Below are 19,859 nucleotides of genomic sequence, written 5' to 3'. Positions count from 1 at the left end.
GCAAACCCGATGGGTCAGGGCTTGTGCAGTGCGCCGTAAAGCTCGGGGCGACGGTCCTGCAAGTAGTGATTGGCGGCGCGGGCGTCGAGGATCGCTTGCCGCTCAAGCGTGCCGACGATCAACGTTTCATCCAGCCCCGCCTGGGCGATGCGCTGACCATCCGGCGCGGCAATGCTGCTTTGGCCGCAGTAGTGAATATCGCCCTCGTGCCCACAGTAATTGGCGTAGGCCACGAAACACTGGTTCTCGAACGCCCGCGCTCGCACGGTGACGTCGGCGACAAAGTCGAACGGCACCATATTGGCGGTGGGCACCAGGATCAACTCGGCACCGGCCAGGGCCAGGCGACGCGTGTTTTCCGGAAACTCCAGGTCGTAGCAAATCAGCAAACCCAGCTTCCAGCCGTTCAATTCCACCAACGGGAAGTCGTCGTCACCGGCGCTGAACATCGAATGGTCCAGGTCGCCAAACAGATGCGTCTTGCGGTAGTTGCACAGGCGTGTGCCGTGGGCGTCGATCAACTGCACGGCGTTGTAGACCTGGCCATCCTCGGTCCGCTCCGGATAACCGTACAGAATCGCCAACCCGGCACTTTGCGCGATGTCGGCAATGGTTTGGGCAGACTCGCCATTCTGAGCCTCGGCCAAGGCGCCTGCAGCCTCGGCGCCAATGTTGTAGCCCGTCAGGAACATCTCCGGCAACACGAGCACATCGGCTCCCGCTGCTTCGTGCGCCAGTTGCCGCAGGCGTGTGAGATTACCGGCGACATCCAGCGGCAGTGGCGGGCATTGGTACAGGGCGACACGCATGTCAGGCTCCTTATTCGGGCAGGGCGATGGGCCCAATCTCGTCAAACACATCGCCGGGCCCCGGGTTTTCCGGGTGGGTGCTGCCGCCGAAGTGGGTCATGATGCCCCACACCGCGTTCAGCGAGGTCTGCACCGCGCCTTCAACCCAGGCCGGTGTCCAGGAAACGTCGTCGCCGGCGATAAAAATCCCACGTTGCTCGGCGGGCATGTCCTTCTGCATGAAGTGCGCATACATGCGCTGGTTATACCGATAATGGCCGGGCAACGCGCCTTTGAAGGCACCGAGGAAATGCGGATCAGCTTCCCAGGACACAGTAATCGGGTCGCCGATGATGCGTGCCTTGATGTCGACTTTCGGGTAGATCTTGGCCAGCGCGTCGAGTGCCAGCTTGACCCGCTTGTCGATGGGCTGGGGCAACATTTTCAGCGCGTCGCTCATCCACGAGTAGGACAGGCAGATCACGCCCGGCTTGTCGTCGCCGTTATCGAACAGATAGGTGCCACGGGTCAGGCGGTCGGTGAGGGTCATGCTCATCAGGTCGCGGCCGGTTTCCGGGTCTTTGTCTTTCCAGAACGGGCGGTCGACCATGACGAAGGTTTTCGATGACTGCATGTAACGAGTGCGGTCCAGGGCCATCCACATTTTTTGCGAAAACAGGGTTTCGTCGCATTCGATCTGGGTGGTCAGCAGCCAGCTCTGGCAGGTGGTCAACACGGCGGCGTACTCGCGGGTGTCACCGTAGTTGTCGGTGACGGCGAAACGACCGTCGGCGGCGTGGGCGATGCGCTTCACCCCGGCCCGTGGCGCGCCTCTGTGCAATGAGCTGAGGCTGGTACCGGCGGGCCAGTGGGCACAGCGCTCGGGTACGTGACGCCAAATGCCCATGGGCACTTGCGCCACACCGCCGACCACCAGGTGTTGATGGTCGTCACAGTTGGTCATTACCACGCGGAAGATTTCCAGCATCGAGTTGGGGAAGTCCGAGTCCCAGCCGCCGGTGCCGAAACCGACCTGGCCGAAGACTTCGCGATGATGGAACGACAGCTTGGCGAACGCTTTGGAGGTGGCGACGAAATCGTAGAAGGTGCGGTCGTCCCACAGCGGAACCAGTTTATTCCACAGCGCCTTGAGGCGCGGCACGTCGCGGTCGCGGATCGCTTGCTGGATATCGCTGAACTGAGAACCGGCTTCCAGGGCGTCGGCCCAGGCGTCGGCCACTTCCTGGAACAGTGCAGGCAAGTCGGACAGTTTTTGCGCGTAGTGGGTCTGGCCTTCCAGATCGATGACGGTACTGCCGGATGCCGGCGTCAGCGGGTTGGGGAAGGGTTTGGTTTCCAGGCCCAGTTTGTCCACATAGTGATAGAAGGCGGTGGATGACACTGGAAAACGCATCCCCCCCAGCTCGGCGATAATGCCTTCGGCGCCTTCAAAAGCCTGGGAGCGCAGGCGACCGCCCATCTTCGAGGCTTCGTACACCACCGGCTTCAAGCCCAGCTTCATCAGTTCGTAGGCCGCCACCAGCCCCGCAATGCCGGCGCCTACGATCGCCACTTCAGCGCCGTGATTGGCGGCAGGAATACTGCCCAGGCCGGCGGGATGCTCGATCCAGTCATCAAAGGCAAACGGAAAGTCCGGGCCGAAGATCGTGATGGGTTTTTTACCGTCAGTGGGGTGGCGATGGGGCTTGGCGATGCTGCTGGACGGAATGCTCATGGCTGACCTTACTGACGACTCGGCGGGAGAGGGCCCGTTGAGTATAGGAAAAGATGGCAGCCAGTTTAGGGAGCGTTGCGCTCGTTAATAAGACGCAATGTGTCGTCGGATTGCACTTATTTTAGTCATTATGACGAGCTGTTTGGTCAGATAGGTTGTCCACGGTTCAATTTGTTACTGAGAATGATCGAAGTCGTGGTTTTCTCCACACCATCGACACTGCCGATCTGATCGAGCAATTGATCCAGCTGCTCCGGCGACTCAGTGCGCAGCCACGCCACATAATCAAACTCGCCGCTCACCGCGCACAACTGCTGGACCTGAGCCATTGCACTCAACCTGCGCAGCACCTCCTTGCCCGAACGCGGCTGCACGGTAATCCCGACATAAGCCTGCAAACCGCCATCCGCCAAGCGCTGGCCCAGGCGCACGCCATAACCGGTAATCACCTGGGTTTTCTCCAGACGGGCCAGGCGCGACGTCACCGTGGTACGCGCAATGCCGAGTTGCCGGGCAAGCATTGCCACGCTTTCGCGAGCGTTGAGCTGCAAGGCGGCGATCAGTTGGCGGTCGATCTCGTCCAGGGTGGGCAAGGGGAGAAGCTCCAGTGCGGGGGTCGTGGGCATGCATGTTACAGGCTTGGTTCGGCTTACAGAACCGCTACGCCAGACACACGAAAGCCGCGCAATGCGCGGCTTTTTTTGGCTCAAGTGCCACCCTCCAACCGTGGTTTGGCCTCTCTGGCGCCTTATCTACTTTGAACTTATCCCAGACCCCATCCCCCTAAAGATTTGCAGATAACCCTGGCCCAGGCAGACCCTGGGTTTCCCACTTACACGCAAAGGTTTGGTGAGTTATGAAGAGTGAACAAGTCGAAGGCGTTACAGAGAAGCTTGCCGGCAAGGCACAGAGCGCCGTGGGTAAATTGTTTGGTGATTCGAAGCTGGAAGCCGAAGGCGCTGGACGCCAAGCTGCCGGGCAACTGACTCAAACTTATGGCGACGCGCTGGACAGCGTATCGACTTTCGTTAAGGAAAAACCGGTTGCGGCCATCGCGATTGGTGCAGTGGCTCTGTTGGTGCTGGACCGTTTGTTGCGCCGTTGAGGTGAGTGGGGCCTCCCACGCCTGTTAACAGGCTGCCAATGGTGGGCTGCTGCATTCCGTGAACTCGTTTGTTATGGATGCTCGCGGCACGCTGGCGGGAGGCTCAAGTCTCTCAGTAATGGTTGTTACTGCCTCGTAACAAAGGGGAGCCCGCCATTGCGGGCTTAGACTCGTTTTTTAGCCGTGTCGTAAATTTCGCTGTCACGACGAGCTCCGACAGCAACGATTAGAACCTCGATTTTCTTCCCATCGACCCGGTAGACGATTCGAGTGTCGCCCGTCCGGATTCTGCGACACCCAGCCAAGCTGCCGCTTAAAGGTTTTCCGCTTTTGTCAGGCTCGCCGTTTTCAATCCTGTCTTCAATCACGTCAAGGATCCGGTTTGCCGCCGCAGAACCAAGCTTATCGAAATCTTCTTCTGTATCCGGGTGGTATATGACGACCCAAACCATCGCAAATCCTTAGTCTTTTCTGGCGTACCTGGTCCGCATATCTGCGTGGGAAATAGCCTTTTGTGGGTCGAAATTTGCCAATCGATCACGTGCCGTCGCTTCAATACGAAGGTCTTCAAGCTCATCAAGCATCTCTTGGTAAGCCTGGACGTTTACGATGACTGCTGCGGGCTCATTATCTTTGAACACAACCAGATGATCGGTGGTGCGGCTCGATACCTCTTTGAGCTTCGCACTGAATCCTCGAACCATCGCGGTAACCGATACGGCCTGATCAGCTCGCTCAAGCAACGCTGCCATGACTGTTACTCCATACGAAATACACATGAAACACAGATATGCATACGATGATGCGTTAAATACTGTGCGTTTACCTGCGTAAAGTATTGCGCAGCATTTCACGCTATTCAACCATTGGTTGAATATATTTATGTACGAAAAGTGGTGTTTTCGCTTCGTGTACTCGCAATGACTTCGGAGCTCATGGGATTCCCAACAAGGTTGGTAACTGAGCGGAATGAGGGCGTAGCGGAGAAAATGACGGTGGACGCTTTTTGGACACTTTTGGCTTTATGGAGCAATAGACAGAGCAAAAAAGGGGAATTATAAAACGACAAAGGCCACGTAATACGTGGCCTTGAAGGTGGTGGGCCCACACGGACTTGAACCGTGGACCAAAGGATTATGAGTCCTCTGCTCTGACCAACTGAGCTATAGGCCCTTGTAACTGGACGCGGATTATAACGACGGTTTCCTCGCTGTGCCATCCGTAAAATCCCTCATCCGTGTACGAAGGAAGGTTTCGGCAAATAGCTCCGGTGGCAGGGGCAGGCTGACGATGTAGCCTTGCATCTGTTCACAGCCTTCTGCGGCGAGGAATGCTTGCTGGGCGGGGTTCTCCACGCCTTCGGCGATGATGGTGAATTGCATGCTGTGGCCGAGGGCGATGATGGCGCGCACGATGGCGACGTCGTGAGGGTCGTCGGGCAGGCCGCGGACGAAGGATTGGTCGATCTTGAGGAAGTCCAGCGGCAGGCGCTTGAGGTAGCTGAGGGACGAATAGCCGGTGCCGAAATCATCGATTGCCAGTTGTACGCCCAGTCTTTTGAGCTGGTGCAGCACCGCCAGTGCTTCTTCCGCCTGGCTCATGATGAAGTTTTCGGTGATCTCCAGTTGCAGGCAGCCGGGCTCCAGGCGGTAATCGCGCAGCAGTTGTTCGATGCGCGACAACAGATTGGGGTGTCGCAGCTGCGCGCCGGCGAGGTTGACCGACAGCGGCCCGAAGTCCTCGAAAGCGCCTTGCCAGACATGCAGCTGTCGACAGGCCTGTTCCAGTACCCAATCGCCAATTTGCAAAATAGTGCCGTTCTCTTCGGCCAGGGCGATGAAGTGTTCGGGCGGGACGTCGCCGAAGGTGGGGTGGTGCCAGCGAATCAAGGCTTCGGCGCCGATCAGTTCGTGGGTGATCAGGCTGCGTTTGGGTTGGTAGTACAGGCTCAACTCTTCACGTTCGATGGCGCGGCGCAGCTCATGCTCCAGCGCTACGCGTTCATTGGCCTGGGCCGTCAGGTCGCGGGTGTAGCTTTCAACACGGTTGCGGCCCTTGGCTTTGGAGCGGTACATCGCGGCGTCGGCGTTTTTGACCAGGGTGGCGACGTCGGTGCCGTCCTGTGGGTACAGGCTTGTACCGATACTCGCGCTGATAAAGAACTCGTGTTCGCCGGCCTGGAAGGGCGGTGTGAAGCAATCGAGCAGTTTGTTCGCCAGGTATTGCGCGTCGCTGGCCTGTTGCAGGCCGGGCAGCAGGATGATGAATTCATCGCCGCCCAGGCGGGCGACGGTGTCGATATCGCGCAGTTGTTCCTTGAGGCGTACGGCGATGTCTTTGAGCAGCAGGTCACCGACCGGGTGGCCCAAGCTGTCATTGATGTGTTTGAAGCGGTCCAGGTCGAGAAACAGCACGGCGCCTTGATTCCCGCTTTCCTGCTGGCCATTGAGGGCCGCTTGCAGTCGACTTTCAAACAGCGTGCGGTTGGGCAGGCCGGTCAATGGATCGTGATGGGCCTGATAGTCGAGGCGCGCCTGGGCGAGCTTGAGGCTGGAGATGTCGGCAAATACCGCGACGAAGTGGGTGACCACCTGGTCGCTATTGCGCACCGCGCTGATGGTGAGCCAGCTTGGGTAAAGCTCTCCGTTCTTGCGGCGGTTGGAAATCTCGCCCTGCCAGTGTCCCTGGGTCGTCAACTGGTGCCACATTGCGGCATAGAAGGCGCTGTCGTGCAGGCCGGAGGCGAGCAGGCGCGGGGTGTGGCCAAGTGCTTCGGCTTCGCTGTAGCCCGTGATTTCGCTGAACGCGCGATTGACGGCGCTGATGTTCTGCCGCGTATCGGTGATCAAGACGCCTTCGGCAGTGCTCTCGAACACGGTGGCGGCCTGTTGCAGTTTTTCCTGCATTTGCTGGCGTTCGGTGATGTCGCGGGCGATGGTCAGCATGCAGTCTTCTTCGCCTATGGGCAGCGGGCGGCTGGACAGTTCGCAGAGGCGAATCCGACCATCGACATGGCGAATACGGCAGATGAAGTCGCGCACAAAGCCGTCGCGCTTCATCAATTCCAGCATGTGCTTGCGTTCATTGAGGTCGACCCAAATGCCAAGGTCCAGGGTGGATTGATCGAGCGAGGTGGCGCTGGTGTAACCGGTCAGGTGGCTGAAGCCTTCGTTCACTTCTATCAGCAGGCCATCGCTTTGACGGCTCAGCAACAAGCCATCGGGGGAGGCATGAAACGCCTTGGCGAACTTCTGCTCGGACAGCAGAAGTGCCTCTTCCGTACGTTTGGCCTCGCTGATGTCGATCATGAGGCCGCGCAGCACCGGTTCCGGGCCGTATTTGATCAGGCTGACAATGTCGCGCACCCACAGGCAGCGGCCGTCGGCGGTGATGACACGGTAGTCGATGCTGTGATCACGGTTAGCGCGGGTTTCACGGTAGCAATAGGTTTCGGCGCGCACCAGGTCGGCGGGGTGAATGATGTTGCGCCAGAAGCCGGGGATCAGCCAGTGGGCACGGGGGTAGCCAAGCAGTTCCTCAGCATGGGGCGACACGTAGCTGTAGGTGAAATCGCTGATGCTGGCTTCCCAGGCGATGGCGGACAGGCTCTCCACCAGGCCGCGATAGTGGTACTCGCTGCTGCGCAGTTGCTGCTCAAGGGCCACTCGGCGGGAAATTTCCGAGCTGAGCCGGCGATTGATTCGAATGACTATGGCCAGCACTGTACTCAGCAGCAACACCGCAGGCAGGCCGTACATCAACAGATCTGCCCAGAACGTGCGGTGATCGCTGAAACTGCCCACCCAGTGCTGCTGGATCGCATCGGTTTCGGTTGGGCTGAGATCTGCGAGGACCTTGTCCAGGATACCCACCAGTATTTTTTCATCCCGTGGTACGCCCATTGCCAACTGATAGCGGTAGGGCGTTTCACCGCTGACGTATAAACCATCGAGTTTCAGTTGGCGCAGGCTCCAGACGCTGGACGCCAGGTCACTGACTACCGCATCCACTTCATCGATGGCCAGGGCCTGCAGCGTGGAGCTGACGTTAGGCATCGCGACGAGATTGAGGTCCGGGTGGTGGGTGCGCAGTAATTCATGGGGCGCGTAGTTTTCCACCACGGCGATTTTCAGTCCGTACAAGTCCTTGAGGCTGCGTGGTTTCGCACCGCCTTCATGGGCCAGTATCACGATGGGAAAGTCGATATAGGGGCGCGTGAAGGCCAGGAAGCTCTGGCGTTCCGGGGTGGACATGACGCCGGGTAGCAGATCGAGCTGATTGTTGCGCGCTTGTTCGAGCACGGCGGTCCAGTTCGCCGGCTCGATCAACTTGACCCTGATGCCCAGGCGATCCTGGATCAGGCGTACATAATCGGCGGCCAGGCCCTGGTAGCGGCCATTTTCATCACGGTATTCAAAAGGTGGCCATGACGCATCCACCCCAAGGCGCAGCTCCTGATGGTCCGTCAGCCAGCTACGCTCATCATCAGTGAGAGTCATCGCGCCAGCCGTTGCGGTCCAGGTCAGCAGCGACAGCAGTATCACGGTCGGCAATCTGGGCATAACGGTCTCGTTATGGCACGGGGAATGTCTCGAGTGTAGACGGGCATTGCGAGGGCGGGGCGTTGCGGGGCAGTTAATCTTTGGAAAAAAATGCCTGGAAAGCAAAACCCCCGGCCTGGGCCGGGGGTTCTGTTATCACTCGTCGAGGAAGGAGCGCAGATGCTCGCTTCGCGTCGGGTGGCGCAACTTGCGCAGCGCCTTGGCTTCGATCTGACGGATCCGCTCACGGGTCACGTCAAACTGCTTACCGACTTCCTCAAGGGTGTGGTCGGTATTCATGTCGATGCCGAAACGCATGCGCAGTACCTTGGCTTCACGGGCAGTGAGGCCGGAGAGTACGTCGCGAGTCGCTTCCTTGAGGCTCTCAACAGTGGCGACATCGATAGGCGACTGCATGGTCGAGTCTTCGATGAAGTCACCCAGATGGGAGTCTTCGTCATCACCAATCGGCGTCTCCATGGAGATCGGCTCTTTAGCGATCTTCAATACCTTGCGGATTTTATCCTCAGGCATTTCCATGCGTTCGCCCAGCTCTTCCGGGGTCGGTTCGCGACCCATTTCCTGCAACATCTGCCGGGAAATACGGTTGAGCTTGTTGATGGTCTCGATCATGTGCACCGGAATACGGATGGTGCGGGCCTGGTCGGCGATCGAGCGAGTGATCGCCTGACGGATCCACCAGGTGGCATAAGTCGAGAACTTGTAGCCGCGACGGTATTCGAACTTGTCCACAGCCTTCATCAGGCCGATGTTGCCTTCCTGGATCAGGTCGAGGAATTGCAGGCCGCGGTTGGTGTACTTCTTGGCGATGGAGATCACCAGACGCAAGTTGGCTTCAACCATCTCTTTCTTCGCGCGGCGGGCCTTGGCCTCACCGATCGACATGCGACGGTTGATGTCCTTGATCTCGGCGATCGTCAGGCCAGTTTCAGTCTCCAGTGCGCTCAGTTTCTGCTGGCAACGGATGATGTCCGGCTGCAGGCGACCAATGGCTTCGGCGTATTTCGACTTGCCTTTGGCCAGAGCGTCACTCCAGGTTTCGTCAACTTCGTTGCCCGGGAATTGGCGCAGGAAGTCGGTACGCGGCATGCGCGCATCACGGACACAGAGCTGCATGATGGCACGCTCTTGTGCACGCAAACGCTCGAGGGCGCTACGAACCCGTTCAACCAGGCCTTCGAATTGCTTGGGCACCAGCTTGATCGGCATGAACAGCTCAGCCAGGGCCAACAGCTCGGCAATAGCCTGCTTGTTGCCACGACCATGCTTTTTCAGCGCCTTGCGGGTGATTTCCATTTGATCGGAAACCGCACCGAAACGCTGGGCAGCGACGACCGGGTCTGGACCGCTTTCGACTTCTTCTTCGTCGTCGGTGCTGGCTTCAGCCTCGTCGTCGTCGGTATCGTCGTCCGCTTTCGGCGCTTTTGGATCAACCGGCGGCGGTACTTCGGCGGCAGGTGGCGCAATGCCGTCGTCCGGGTCGATATAACCGCTCAGGACGTCGGACAGGCGGCCACCTTCGGTGGTGACGCGAGTGTACTCGGAGAGAATGTGGTCAACCGTGCCAGGGAAGTGCGCGATTGCGCCCATCACTTCACGGATGCCCTCTTCGATACGCTTGGCGATTTCGATTTCGCCTTCACGTGTCAGCAACTCGACGGTACCCATTTCACGCATATACATGCGCACAGGGTCAGTCGTGCGACCGATGTCGGTCTCCACCGCGGCCAACGCGGCAGCGGCTTCTTCAGCGGCTGCCTCGTCGGTATCGGCGTCGGCCAACATAAGGGCGTCCGCATCCGGAGCACTCTCGTGTACGGGGATCCCCATGTCATTAATCATGCGGATGATGTCTTCCACCTGCTCAGGATCTGAAATATCCTCAGGCAGGTGGTCGTTGACCTCTGCGTAAGTCAGATACTTCTGCTCACGACCAAGGGTGATCAACTCTTTGATACGAGACTGCTGTTGCGCTTTTCCGGACATAACACCCTATCCACTGAAGGTCTTGGCGGGCAAAAAACAAGCCGAGGATTATACCCGAGCTATGACCTCACACGCCAGCTGAGGTCGGGTTTGATGTGCAAACGTTCTGTTTTAAAAGGTCGCGCATCTGTTTTGCTATCTGAATTTGCTCTTCAGCCGACAATCCCGGCTGTCTTGCTCTCTTAATGAGCTCATCGAGGGTCTGTGTGTGCTGACCCGCGGATAACCTATTAATGGTGTCTAAAAACTGTTGTTCAAGGTTATCGCCGTCAATTAGCCACTCCTTTTCCGCAAGTGCCTTTAACAAACGGCCCTGTTCCGTGCCATGCCAGCGAGCCATCAGCTGGATTGAGTTTAGCTTAGGATTTTTCTGCACGGCCTCGATCAAGGCGATAAGCACCTGAGCGTAGGTGTTGCTCGCGTTGGCGAAATGGTCGGCGCTTTCAACCTTGCCCGCCAATTGCGGGTGATGGATGAGCGTGCGCAAGGCAATCAGCGTCGGCGCTTCCACGGCAACCGGAGTGCGCGGGGCATGGGCCTCATCGCGGTCGCCGCGTTTGCCATTCTTGCTCCAGGGCTTCTTGTCCCATTTTTTGCCGCCGGCGCCGGGCTTTTTCGGCGTCCATTCCTGCTGGGGCGCATACGCCTCCTGCGGTTGGTGGAAGTCGGAATAGTCCGGCATGGCGTCGTAATCCATGCCAGGGTCGTAGGCCGGTGGTGCATCTTGCGGTGCGTTATGCACCAGCTGGCTGACGGCTTCGCCGCTCAAACCGGTGATTTCCAGCAAGCGCATGCGCATCAGTGATTTCAGGTTGGCGCCGGGGACTTTATCGATCAGCGGCGCTGCGAGGGTGGCCATATGGGCCTTGCCTTCAAGCGAGCGCGGGTCGGCCTCTTCGGTCAGTTGCTGGAAGAAATAGTCCGCCAGCGGCTGTGCGTGTTGATTGATGCGGGCACGGAACGCGTCGGTGCCTTCGGAGCGCACCAGGGTGTCCGGGTCTTCGCCTTCGGGCAGGAACAGAAAGCGTGCGCGGCGCCCATCCTGCAGGCTCGACAGCGTGGCCTCGAGTGCGCGCCAGGCGGCGTTGCGGCCGGCCTGGTCGCCGTCGAAGCAGAACAGCACGCTGGGCACCACGCGAAACAAGCGTTTCATGTGTTCTTCGCTGGTGGCGGTACCGAGCGTCGCCACTGCATTGCGCAGGCCTTGCTGGGCCAGGGCGATAACGTCCATATAGCCTTCAACCACGATGATTTCGTCGAGGTTGCGGTTGTTCTTGCGTGCCTCAAACAGCCCGTAGAGTTCCTGGCCCTTATGGAAAACCGGGGTTTCCGGAGAGTTCAGGTACTTGGGCTTGTCGTCCCCCAGCACGCGGCCACCGAACGCGATGATGCGGCCGCGGCTGTCGCGTATCGGAAACATCACGCGGTCACGGAAGCGGTCGTAGCGCTTGCCGGTCTCGGCGTTTTCCACCAGCAGGCCGGCATCAATCATGGCTTTTTGCTGGAGTGTATCGCTGCTCAGGTGCTTGTACAGATTGTCCCAGCCGGGCGGCGCAAAACCGAGGCCGAAGTCCCGGGCGATTTCACCGGTGAGGCCGCGGCCCTTGAGGTAGTCGACGGCGGCTTTGCGCTGCGGATGGCTTTTAAGTGCCTGTCGATAGAAGTCGGCGGCGGCGGTCAGCAGTGGATACAGCGGCGAGTCAGTGGGCTGTCGCGGTTTGTGCGCGCGGCCACTTTCTTCGCGGGGGATTTCCATGCCGGCGGCTTTTGCCAGGTCCTCGACGGCCTGGGGGAAATCCAGGTTGTCGTGGTCCATCAGGAAGCCGAGGGCGTTGCCGCCTGCACCGCAACCGAAGCAGTAATAGAACTGCTTGTCCGGGCTTACGCTGAACGACGGGGTTTTTTCTTTATGGAACGGGCAGCAGGCGGTGTAGTTCTTGCCGGCTTTTTTCAGTTGCACGCGTGAGCTGACGACATCGACGATGTCGGTGCGGTTCAGAAGGTCGTCAATAAAGCTCTGGGGAATCAGCCCGGCCATGGCGTTCTCGTCATCACTGCGTGTAAATGAGGGCCCGTGAAATGTTCAAGCGCACGTTGGGTGCTTGATCATTATCGTCTGCATGGGATGTCAGAGAGTGTATCTGTCGAACATTCGCTGACGTTAGTTTCTATCAGTGTTCGACGAATAAAAGTTGCCCGTGAGTCCGGTCTTGACCTGTGGGCGGTCTCGGAAGCTCAGCTATGGGCACAGTCGACACAGTATGATCGCCTGCTTGAAGAATTAGGTGTGCTCGTCAGTAGCCTTGTTAGGCTCGTCAGAAGAGACGTGCACCGCTGGCAAAAGAGCCAGTCCTGACGTTTGAAGCGGTGTCTCGGTCGCGTGTGCGGCGTCGACGATGAAGCATCAAGCGATATCCGCAAATGCCAACAGCCCGGCTGAGGGCCGGGCTTGGCAGAAGCTTGCTACGAACGTCTGTGTATTAGTACAGACGAACGGCGCGGCGCTGCTCGCGCTGAACTTTCTTGGCGTGACGCTTAACAGCGGCTGCTGCTTTACGCTTACGCTCAGAAGTTGGCTTCTCGTAAAATTCGCGGCTACGAACTTCAGCCAGAACACCGGCTTTTTCGCAGGAGCGCTTGAAACGACGCAGAGCTACGTCGAAGGGTTCGTTCTCTTTTACTTTGACGGCTGGCATCCAGAGCTACCTTCTTTCATTACCGGGATCAACGTTCTCGTCGCAAAAAATTCGCGGCTGAGGTCGTCGGTTTTTAAGGGTTGCGGATGTTAACCCCTCATTGGCAGGAATGCAAAGCCTCTGATCGAAAACCGCTAGGCGGGAGGGGGAGTGGCGACTATTATGCGCGCCTTCGAATTCAGCCTCTACAAGGCGCAAACCCATGCTAGTACTGGGACTTGAAACCTCCTGCGACGAAACCGGTGTCGCACTTTACGACAGTGAACGCGGGCTCCTGGCCGATGCACTGTTCAGTCAGATCGACCTGCATCGCGCCTATGGCGGCGTGGTGCCGGAGCTTGCCAGCCGTGATCACGTCAAACGTATGCTGCCATTGATCCGCCAGGTGCTGGATGAAGCCGGCTGCGTGCCGACCGAGATCGATGCCATTGCCTATACCGCAGGCCCCGGATTGGTCGGAGCCCTGCTGGTTGGGGCTTCCTGTGCTCAGGCGCTGGCATTTGCCTGGGGCATTCCGGCCCTCGGTGTGCACCACATGGAAGGTCATTTACTGGCCCCGATGCTGGAAAAAACACCGCCGGCGTTCCCGTTCGTCGCTTTGTTGGTTTCGGGGGGGCATACGCAGCTGGTTCAGGTCGACGGCATCGGTCAATACACGTTGTTGGGCGAGTCGCTGGACGACGCCGCCGGCGAAGCATTCGACAAGACCGCGAAGATGATGGGGCTCAATTATCCCGGCGGTCCGGAAATCGCCCGGCTCGCCGAAAAAGGCGTGGCCGGTCGTTACACATTCCCACGGCCGATGTGTGATCGCCCTGGTTTGATGTTCAGCTTCAGCGGCCTGAAAACCTCGGCGTTGAATACCTGGCAGCAGAGCGTCAGCGCCGGGGACGACGGCGAGCAAGCCCGTTGCGACATCGCGCTGGCGTTCCAGCAGGCCGTGGTAGAGACTTTAACCATCAAGTGCAAGCGTGCCCTGAAGCAGGCCGGCATGAAGCGGCTGGTGATTGCCGGCGGCGTCAGCGCCAACAAGGCCTTGCGCAGTTCGCTGGAGAAGATGCTCGGGGAGATGAAGGGCGATGTGTTTTACGCGCGTCCTGAGTTTTGCACCGACAATGGCGCAATGATCGCCTACGCCGGCTGCCAGCGCCTGCAGGCCGGGCAGCATGAAAGCCTGGCGATCAGCGTGCAGGCGCGTTGGCCGATGGAGCAGTTGTCGCCGTTGTAGGGGGTAACGTGGACCCTGTTAAAAATGCCGTTCGCGCCCGGCAAACAGGTCGCGTAGATTGCCGCGGTGGCGCCAGACGATCAGCAGTGTCAGTACGCTCATCGGCAGCAGCGCCGCCGGTTCCTGCCAGGCCAGCAAGGGCAGGGTGAGCGGTGTGGCGATCAGTGCCGCCAGTGAGCTGGTACGGGTCAGGTAGAACGTCAGCAGCCAGGCAAGTACCGCCAGTAAGGCTGCCGGAGGGTAGATGCCCAGCAGCATGCCGGCCGCCGTGGCAACACCTTTGCCGCCGCGAAAGCGGAAGTACAGGGGGAACAGGTGGCCGAGGACGGCGCAGATGCCCACCCAGGCCTGCTGTTGCAGGGTAAGGCCCGCGAGGCTGGCGATCAGTACGGGCAGCAGGCCCTTGCAGAGGTCGCCCAGCAGCGTCAGTACGGCAAGTTTTTTGCCGGCCAGGCGCAACATATTGGTGGCGCCGGCATTGCCTGAGCCACTCATTCGCGGATCGGGATTTCCCGTCAGGCGGCTGAGCAAAATGGCAAAGGACAGCGAGCCGAGCAGGTAGGCGAGAATCGCCAGTGACCAAAACATGCTAACTATTCCGGGCGAGGACGCCCTGATTCTAACGGGGCATCGCGCCCTTGTCGTGCTGCGGAGAAGAGTGCTTGGACAGAGTGTTTATCGAAGGCCTGGAAGTCGACACCGTGATCGGCGCCTACGACTGGGAGCGCGGCATCCGTCAATGCCTGCGCCTGGACCTGAGCTTTGCCTGGGACAACCGTCCGGCCGCCGCCGGTGACGACCTGAGCCTGGCCCTGGATTACGCCAGCGTGTCCGCGCGTATCCAGGCCTTTGCCGAACAGTCCCAATACCAACTGGTGGAAACCTTCGCCGAGCGCCTTGCCCAAGTGCTGATGAGTGAATTCCAGATTCCCTGGCTGCACCTCAAATTGACCAAGCCAGGAGCCGTCCCGGCCGCCAAGGGCGTGGGCGTGGAGATCGAGCGCGGATGTCGCTGACTCAGGTTTACCTTGGCCTTGGCAGTAATATCGAGCGCGAGCTCAATTTACGTGCGGGCCTTGATGCGCTGGCGAGCTTTTTGACGGACATGCGCTGTTCGGCGGTGTTCGAAAGCCAGCCGGTGGGTATCAAAAGCGGGCCGTTCTTCAATCTGGTGGTGTCGGGCTGCACCGACCTGCCGTTGATGGAGCTGGACCGCCGGTTGAAATCCATCGAGGCCGACAATGGTCGTTATGCGCCCGATCGCAAAGGCTTGCCGTTGGACATCGACGTGCTGCTGTATGGCGATCTGGTGGGTAATTTCGACGGTTTGATCCTGCCGCGCGCAGAAATCCTGAAAAACGCTTTTGTGCTGTGGCCGCTGTCGATGATGGCGCCGGATCGTGTTCACCCGGAGGCGGGCAAGACCATGGCCGAGCTGTGGCGAGATGCGCAAATTGAACAGGTGCTGGCGCCCGTGGCGTTTGAATGGCAGGGCCGGCAACTCACGGCAGACGTGCTTCTGTAGGAGCCGAGCTTGCTCGCGAAGAACGTGAACGATAACGCGGCGCTCTCAGGTTTTTCGCGAGCAAGCTCGCTCCTACAATGGGCTTTGTTGTTCCTTGTAGGCTTTGAGTGCGTTAAGCCGTTCGCGCTTGAGCGCCTCACCCAGCGCGGGGCCTTTGAAGCCTTTTTCCAGCAACGGTGCTACCTGCACCTCGCGCGCAACCTTCGCTGCGCCACGCAAATAATCGGCCTGTGGATAAGTTCGCTGTTCAAAGCCCTTGCGACCCCGCGCATCCATCTCGCAGGCGAGCACAAACTCCTCAAAGCGTTGCGGGCGACGGTAGACGTCAAAACTCTGCAGCAACTCCAGTAGTGTCGAGGCCTTCAGTTCCAAGGCTCGATGGCCGTGGGTGTGATATTGGCCCACCAGCAGCGCCAGTTCCTGGCAATCCCTTGGCACTTTGAAGCGTTCATTGACGGTCTTGATCAGCTTCAAGCCCCGATGTTCGTGGGCAATATGCTGCGGCAACTTATCCACAGGCGTCAGGCCCTTGCCTAAGTCGTGCAGCAGGCAGGCCCAGCGTACGGTCAGCGGTTGCTTGTACAAGGCCGCCTGCTCCAACACGCTCAATGTGTGCAGGCCCGTGTCGATCTCGGGATGATGGGCTGCGGGCTGCGGCACGCCGAACAGCGCATCCACCTCCGGCATCAAGGTTTTCAGCGCATTGCAGTCGCGCAGCACCTGGATAAACACCTGAGGCTGATCTTCCATCAGTGCCCGGGAAATTTCTTTCCAGCTGCGCTCCGGGGTCAGCGCCTCCAGTTCGCCGGATTCGCTGAGCTGACGCATCAGCGCAAGCGTTGGCGCAGCCACGGTGAATCCGAGGTGCGCATAACGCGCGGCGAAGCGCGCAACGCGCAGCACTCGCAAGGGATCTTCGGCGAAAGCGGGCGATACGTGACGTAAAATACGCGCGTCCAGATCGCGCTGGCCGTGGTAAGGGTCGGTCAGATTACCCTCATCGTCTTCAGCCATGGCATTGATGGTCAGGTCGCGACGAATCAGGTCTTCTTCCAGCGTGACTTCGGGGCTGGCGTGAAATACGAAGCCGCCGTAACCCCGGCCACTTTTGCGTTCGGTGCGGGCCAGGGCGTATTCATCGCCGTTTTTCGGGTCCAGGAACACGGGGAAATCAGCACCGACCGGCTTGAAGCCTTTGGCCAGCATCTCTTCGGTGGTGGCGCCGACAACGACGCGGTCGATGTCGGTGACCTTGATGCCCAGCAGGCGATCACGCACCGCACCGCCGACTTTGTAGATTTTCATGAAAAAGCCTCCATTAGCGGCACAGGATACCGCCTGTGCCTGGCCAATGGAGGCTTTGCCGTTTCAGAGATGCACGACGGCCAGGTCCAGGCGGCCGTAGTCGTTGTCGTTGTGATCGCTGCGCGGTGGGACATGGTGGGTTTTCATCACTTGGTCGCCCTGCAGGGTTTCCAGGTGGATATCGAAGCCCCATAGCCGGTGCAGGTGCTTGAGCACTTCTTCGGTAGATTCGCCCAGGGGTTTGCGGTCGTGCTGCTGGTGACGCAAGGTCAGCGAGCGATCCCCGCGCACATCGATGCTGTAGATCTGCACGTTGGGCTCGCGGTTGCCCAGGTTGTACTGCGCCGCCAGGGTTTCGCGGATAGTCCGATAGCCCGGCTCGTCATGGATAGCCGGCACCACCAGGTCCTCCTTGAGGTCGTCGTCCATGATGCTGAATAGCTTCAGATCGCGAATCACCTGCGGGGACAGGTACTGCAAGATGAAACTCTCGTCCTTGAAACTGCTCATGGCGAACTTGATGGTGGACAGCCAGTCGCTGCCGGCGATTTCCGGGAACCAGCGGCGATCCTCTTCGGTTGGGTGCTCGCACATGCGACGGATGTCGCGGTACATCGCAAAGCCCAGTGCGTAGGGGTTGATGCCGTTGTAATAGGGGCTATCGAACCCGGGCTGGAACACCACGCTGGTGTGGGACGTGAGGAACTCCATCATGAAGCCGTCGGTGACCAGGCCTTCGTCGTACAGGTCGTTCATCAGGGTGTAATGCCAGAACGTCGCCCAGCCCTCGTTCATCACCTGAGTCTGGCGCTGCGGATAAAAGTATTGGGCGATCTTGCGCACGATGCGCACGATTTCCCGCTGCCAGGGTTCCAGCAAAGGGGCGTGCTTTTCCAGGAAATACAGGATGTTTTCCTGAGGTTCGGCGGGGAAGCGTGCATTGTCCTTGTCGCTGTTTTTGCCGGCACGCTTTGGAATGGTGCGCCACAGATCGTTGATCTGCTTCTGCAGGTGTTCCTCACGCTCCTGCTGGCGCAGACGTTCTTCTTCTGCCGAAATCGGATAGGGGCGTTTGTAACGGTCGACGCCGTAGTTCATCAGGGCGTGGCAGGAGTCGAGCAAATCCTCTACCGCGTCGATGCCGTGGCGCTCCTCGCATTGCATGATGTACTGCTTGGCGAACACCAGGTAATCGATGATCGAACTGGCATCGGTCCAGGTGCGGAACAGGTAGTTGCCCTTGAAAAAGCTGTTATGCCCGTAGCATGCGTGGGCCACCACCAGCGCCTGCATGCAGATGGTGTTTTCTTCCATCAGGTAGGCGATGCACGGGTCGGAGTTGATCACGATCTCGTAGGCCAGGCCCATCTGGCCGCGGGTGTAGGACTTTTCGGTGCTGAGGAAGTGTTTGCCATAGGACCAATGGTGATAACCCAGCGGCATGCCGACGGAGGCGTAGGCGTCCATCATCTGTTCGGCGGTGATCACTTCGATCTGGTTGGGGTAGGTGTCCAGCGCATAACCGGCCGCGATGCGGCTGATTTCCCGGTCATAGGCCTGGATCAGTTCAAAGGTCCACTCGGACCCGGTGGAGATAGGTTGGCGCTTATGCTCTTTTTTGGCGGTCATGTCACTAACCTGCGCTGGAAGAGTTCACGGAAGACCGGGTAGATATCGCCGGCCGAGACCAGTTGCTGCTGGGCGAACGTGTCGGCAAAGGCTTCGCCGATACGCTCGTATTCGAACCACAGCGCCTGGTGCTCACGGGGGGTAATTTCGACGTAGGTGTAGTACTGCACGAAAGGCATGATCTGGTTGATCAGGATATCCCGGCAGATCGGCGAGTCGTCGTTCCAGTTGTCACCGTCGGAAGCCTGGGCCGCATAGATGTTCCACTCATTGGCCGGGTAGCGTTCGGCCATGATTTCCTGCATCAGTTTCAGTGCGCTGGAGACGATGGTGCCGCCGGTTTCGCGCGAGTAGAAGAATTCCTCTTCGTCGACTTCCCGGGCGCTGGTGTGATGGCGGATAAACACCACGTCGATCTTGTCGTAGTTCCGTTTCAGGAACAGGTACAGCAGGATAAAGAAACGCTTGGCGATGTCCTTGGTGGCCTGGGTCATGGAGCCGGACACGTCCATCAGGCAGAACATCACGGCCTTGGAGCTGGGGTTGGGTTGCTTGACCAGCAGGTTGTATTTCAAATCGAAGGTGTCAAGAAACGGCACACGGTGAATACGCGCGCTGAGTTTCTCGATTTCGATTTCTATTTCCTGGATATCGCCGAAATTATCCGGTTCTTCGCGCTTCAAACGCGCCAACTCTTCCTTGGCGTGCTTGAGCTTTGCACGGCTGCTGCCTGACAGGGCGATCCGACGGGCGTGGGCTGAGCGCAAAGTGCGGATGATGTTGATACGGGACGGGTTGCCCTCGTTGCTGATACCGGCGCGTACGGTTTTGAAGGTGTCGGTGCCGGTCAGGTTGCGTTTGACCAGGTTGGGCAGCTCCAGGTCCTCGAACATGAATTCGAGGAACTCCTCCTGCGTGATCTGGAACACGAATTCGTCCATGCCCTCGCCGGAGTTGCCGGCCTTGCCCGCGCCCTTGCCTCCACCGCCTCCTTGAGGGCGCGCAATGTGTTCACCCGTGGTGAACTCCTTGTTGCCGGGATGCACAACGGTCTGCTTGCCGCCCCGGCCGTGGTGCAGCACGGGTTCGTCGATGTCGCGTCCCGGAATGCTGATTTGTTCGCCATGCTCCATGTCGGTGATGGAGCGGCGGCTGACGGCCTCTTCAACCGCCTTTTTGATATGGTCACGGTAACGCCGCAGGAAACGCTGGCGGTTTACCGTGCTCTTGTTCTTGCCATTGAGGCGTCGGTCGATCACATAGCTCATGGGGAGCCCTCCGGGCAGCTTCACGTTACAAG

17 protein-coding genes and 1 tRNA gene are annotated in these 19,859 nt (G+C 59.0%); 4 read left to right on the top strand and 14 right to left on the bottom strand.

The features are described 5' to 3' along the window. Nucleotides 1–14 precede the first annotated feature (14 nt). The 3 genes from BFP96_RS22760 to BFP96_RS22750 all read right to left on the bottom strand — a co-directional run bounded on the left by BFP96_RS22760 (nucleotide 15) and on the right by BFP96_RS22750 (nucleotide 3,116). A complete protein-coding gene (locus BFP96_RS22760; RefSeq protein ID WP_065894153.1) occupies nucleotides 15–809 on the bottom strand; it encodes a carbon-nitrogen hydrolase family protein in 795 nt (264 codons plus the stop codon). Nucleotides 810–819: 10 nt separating this feature from the next. Then, complete coding sequence (locus tag BFP96_RS22755) at nucleotides 820–2,502, bottom strand: flavin monoamine oxidase family protein (protein ID WP_065937095.1); 1,683 nt, start codon at nucleotides 2,500–2,502, stop codon at nucleotides 820–822. A gap of 167 nt (nucleotides 2,503–2,669) precedes the next feature. Further along, complete coding sequence (locus BFP96_RS22750) at nucleotides 2,670–3,116, bottom strand: Lrp/AsnC family transcriptional regulator (protein WP_065937064.1); 447 nt, start codon at nucleotides 3,114–3,116, stop codon at nucleotides 2,670–2,672. Nucleotides 3,117–3,379: 263 nt separating this feature from the next. Between BFP96_RS22750 and BFP96_RS22745 the strand changes: the two genes are divergently transcribed. Continuing rightward, nucleotides 3,380–3,628, top strand: a complete 249-nt coding sequence (locus BFP96_RS22745; protein WP_065885492.1) for a CsbD family protein — start codon at nucleotides 3,380–3,382, stop codon at nucleotides 3,626–3,628. Nucleotides 3,629–3,792: 164 nt separating this feature from the next. Here BFP96_RS22745 and BFP96_RS22740 read toward each other — a convergent pair whose 3' ends face one another. The 7 genes from BFP96_RS22740 to rpsU form a co-directional block, all read right to left on the bottom strand. Continuing rightward, the gene (locus tag BFP96_RS22740) at nucleotides 3,793–4,080 is read right to left on the bottom strand and encodes a type II toxin-antitoxin system RelE family toxin (RefSeq protein WP_065894155.1); all 288 of its coding nucleotides are present in this window, start codon (nucleotides 4,078–4,080) and stop codon (nucleotides 3,793–3,795) included. Nucleotides 4,081–4,089: 9 nt separating this feature from the next. Continuing rightward, a complete protein-coding gene (locus BFP96_RS22735; protein ID WP_065894157.1) occupies nucleotides 4,090–4,380 on the bottom strand; it encodes a Phd-YefM in 291 nt (96 codons plus the stop codon). Between the two features lie 344 nt (nucleotides 4,381–4,724). Continuing rightward, a tRNA-Ile gene (locus tag BFP96_RS22730) sits at nucleotides 4,725–4,801 on the bottom strand. Nucleotides 4,802–4,818: 17 nt separating this feature from the next. After that, the gene (locus BFP96_RS22725) at nucleotides 4,819–8,190 is read right to left on the bottom strand and encodes a bifunctional diguanylate cyclase/phosphodiesterase (RefSeq protein WP_065894159.1); all 3,372 of its coding nucleotides are present in this window, start codon (nucleotides 8,188–8,190) and stop codon (nucleotides 4,819–4,821) included. A gap of 135 nt (nucleotides 8,191–8,325) precedes the next feature. Continuing rightward, nucleotides 8,326–10,176, bottom strand: a complete 1,851-nt coding sequence (gene rpoD / locus BFP96_RS22720; protein WP_065937063.1) for an RNA polymerase sigma factor RpoD — start codon at nucleotides 10,174–10,176, stop codon at nucleotides 8,326–8,328. Nucleotides 10,177–10,243: 67 nt separating this feature from the next. Then, a complete protein-coding gene (gene dnaG, locus BFP96_RS22715; protein ID WP_065885495.1) occupies nucleotides 10,244–12,214 on the bottom strand; it encodes a DNA primase in 1,971 nt (656 codons plus the stop codon). Between the two features lie 442 nt (nucleotides 12,215–12,656). Continuing rightward, on the bottom strand, nucleotides 12,657–12,872 hold the full coding sequence (rpsU, locus tag BFP96_RS29545) for a 30S ribosomal protein S21 (RefSeq protein WP_002551877.1): 216 nt from the start codon (nucleotides 12,870–12,872) through the stop codon (nucleotides 12,657–12,659). Between the two features lie 202 nt (nucleotides 12,873–13,074). On the opposite strand from rpsU, the gene tsaD reads away from it, so the two are divergent. Then, nucleotides 13,075–14,100, top strand: a complete 1,026-nt coding sequence (gene tsaD / locus BFP96_RS22705; RefSeq protein ID WP_065885497.1) for a tRNA (adenosine(37)-N6)-threonylcarbamoyltransferase complex transferase subunit TsaD — start codon at nucleotides 13,075–13,077, stop codon at nucleotides 14,098–14,100. Nucleotides 14,101–14,118: 18 nt separating this feature from the next. On the opposite strand, the gene plsY is transcribed toward tsaD, so the two are convergent. After that, nucleotides 14,119–14,688: a glycerol-3-phosphate 1-O-acyltransferase PlsY gene (gene plsY, locus BFP96_RS22700; RefSeq protein ID WP_057723660.1), complete on the bottom strand. Its 570-nt coding sequence runs from the start codon at nucleotides 14,686–14,688 to the stop codon at nucleotides 14,119–14,121. A gap of 74 nt (nucleotides 14,689–14,762) precedes the next feature. Here plsY and folB point away from each other — a divergent pair, with 74 nt between their 5' ends. Continuing rightward, entirely contained in the window at nucleotides 14,763–15,116 is a 354-nt protein-coding gene (folB, locus tag BFP96_RS22695; protein ID WP_065894165.1) for a dihydroneopterin aldolase, read from the top strand. Next, complete coding sequence (gene folK / locus BFP96_RS22690; protein ID WP_065894167.1) at nucleotides 15,107–15,625, top strand: 2-amino-4-hydroxy-6-hydroxymethyldihydropteridine diphosphokinase; 519 nt, start codon at nucleotides 15,107–15,109, stop codon at nucleotides 15,623–15,625. Before folB ends, folK begins: the two co-directional genes overlap by 10 nt. 72 nt (nucleotides 15,626–15,697) lie before the next feature. Here folK and BFP96_RS22685 read toward each other — a convergent pair whose 3' ends face one another. From BFP96_RS22685 to BFP96_RS22675, 3 genes are all read right to left on the bottom strand, one after another. Continuing rightward, on the bottom strand, nucleotides 15,698–16,930 hold the full coding sequence (locus BFP96_RS22685; RefSeq protein ID WP_065937062.1) for a multifunctional CCA addition/repair protein: 1,233 nt from the start codon (nucleotides 16,928–16,930) through the stop codon (nucleotides 15,698–15,700). Between the two features lie 63 nt (nucleotides 16,931–16,993). Continuing rightward, nucleotides 16,994–18,559, bottom strand: a complete 1,566-nt coding sequence (locus BFP96_RS22680) for a SpoVR family protein (RefSeq protein WP_065885501.1) — start codon at nucleotides 18,557–18,559, stop codon at nucleotides 16,994–16,996. Then, entirely contained in the window at nucleotides 18,556–19,827 is a 1,272-nt protein-coding gene (locus tag BFP96_RS22675; RefSeq protein ID WP_065885502.1) for a YeaH/YhbH family protein, read from the bottom strand. Before BFP96_RS22675 ends, BFP96_RS22680 begins: the two co-directional genes overlap by 4 nt. Nucleotides 19,828–19,859 lie beyond the last annotated feature (32 nt).

The organism is Pseudomonas sp. 34 E 7, from assembly GCF_900005715.1.
GTDB classification, from domain to species: Bacteria; Pseudomonadota; Gammaproteobacteria; order Pseudomonadales; family Pseudomonadaceae; genus Aquipseudomonas; species Aquipseudomonas orientalis_A.
Note: the sequence above shows the minus strand (reverse complement) of the source record. Positions and strands in the feature narration are given on the sequence as shown.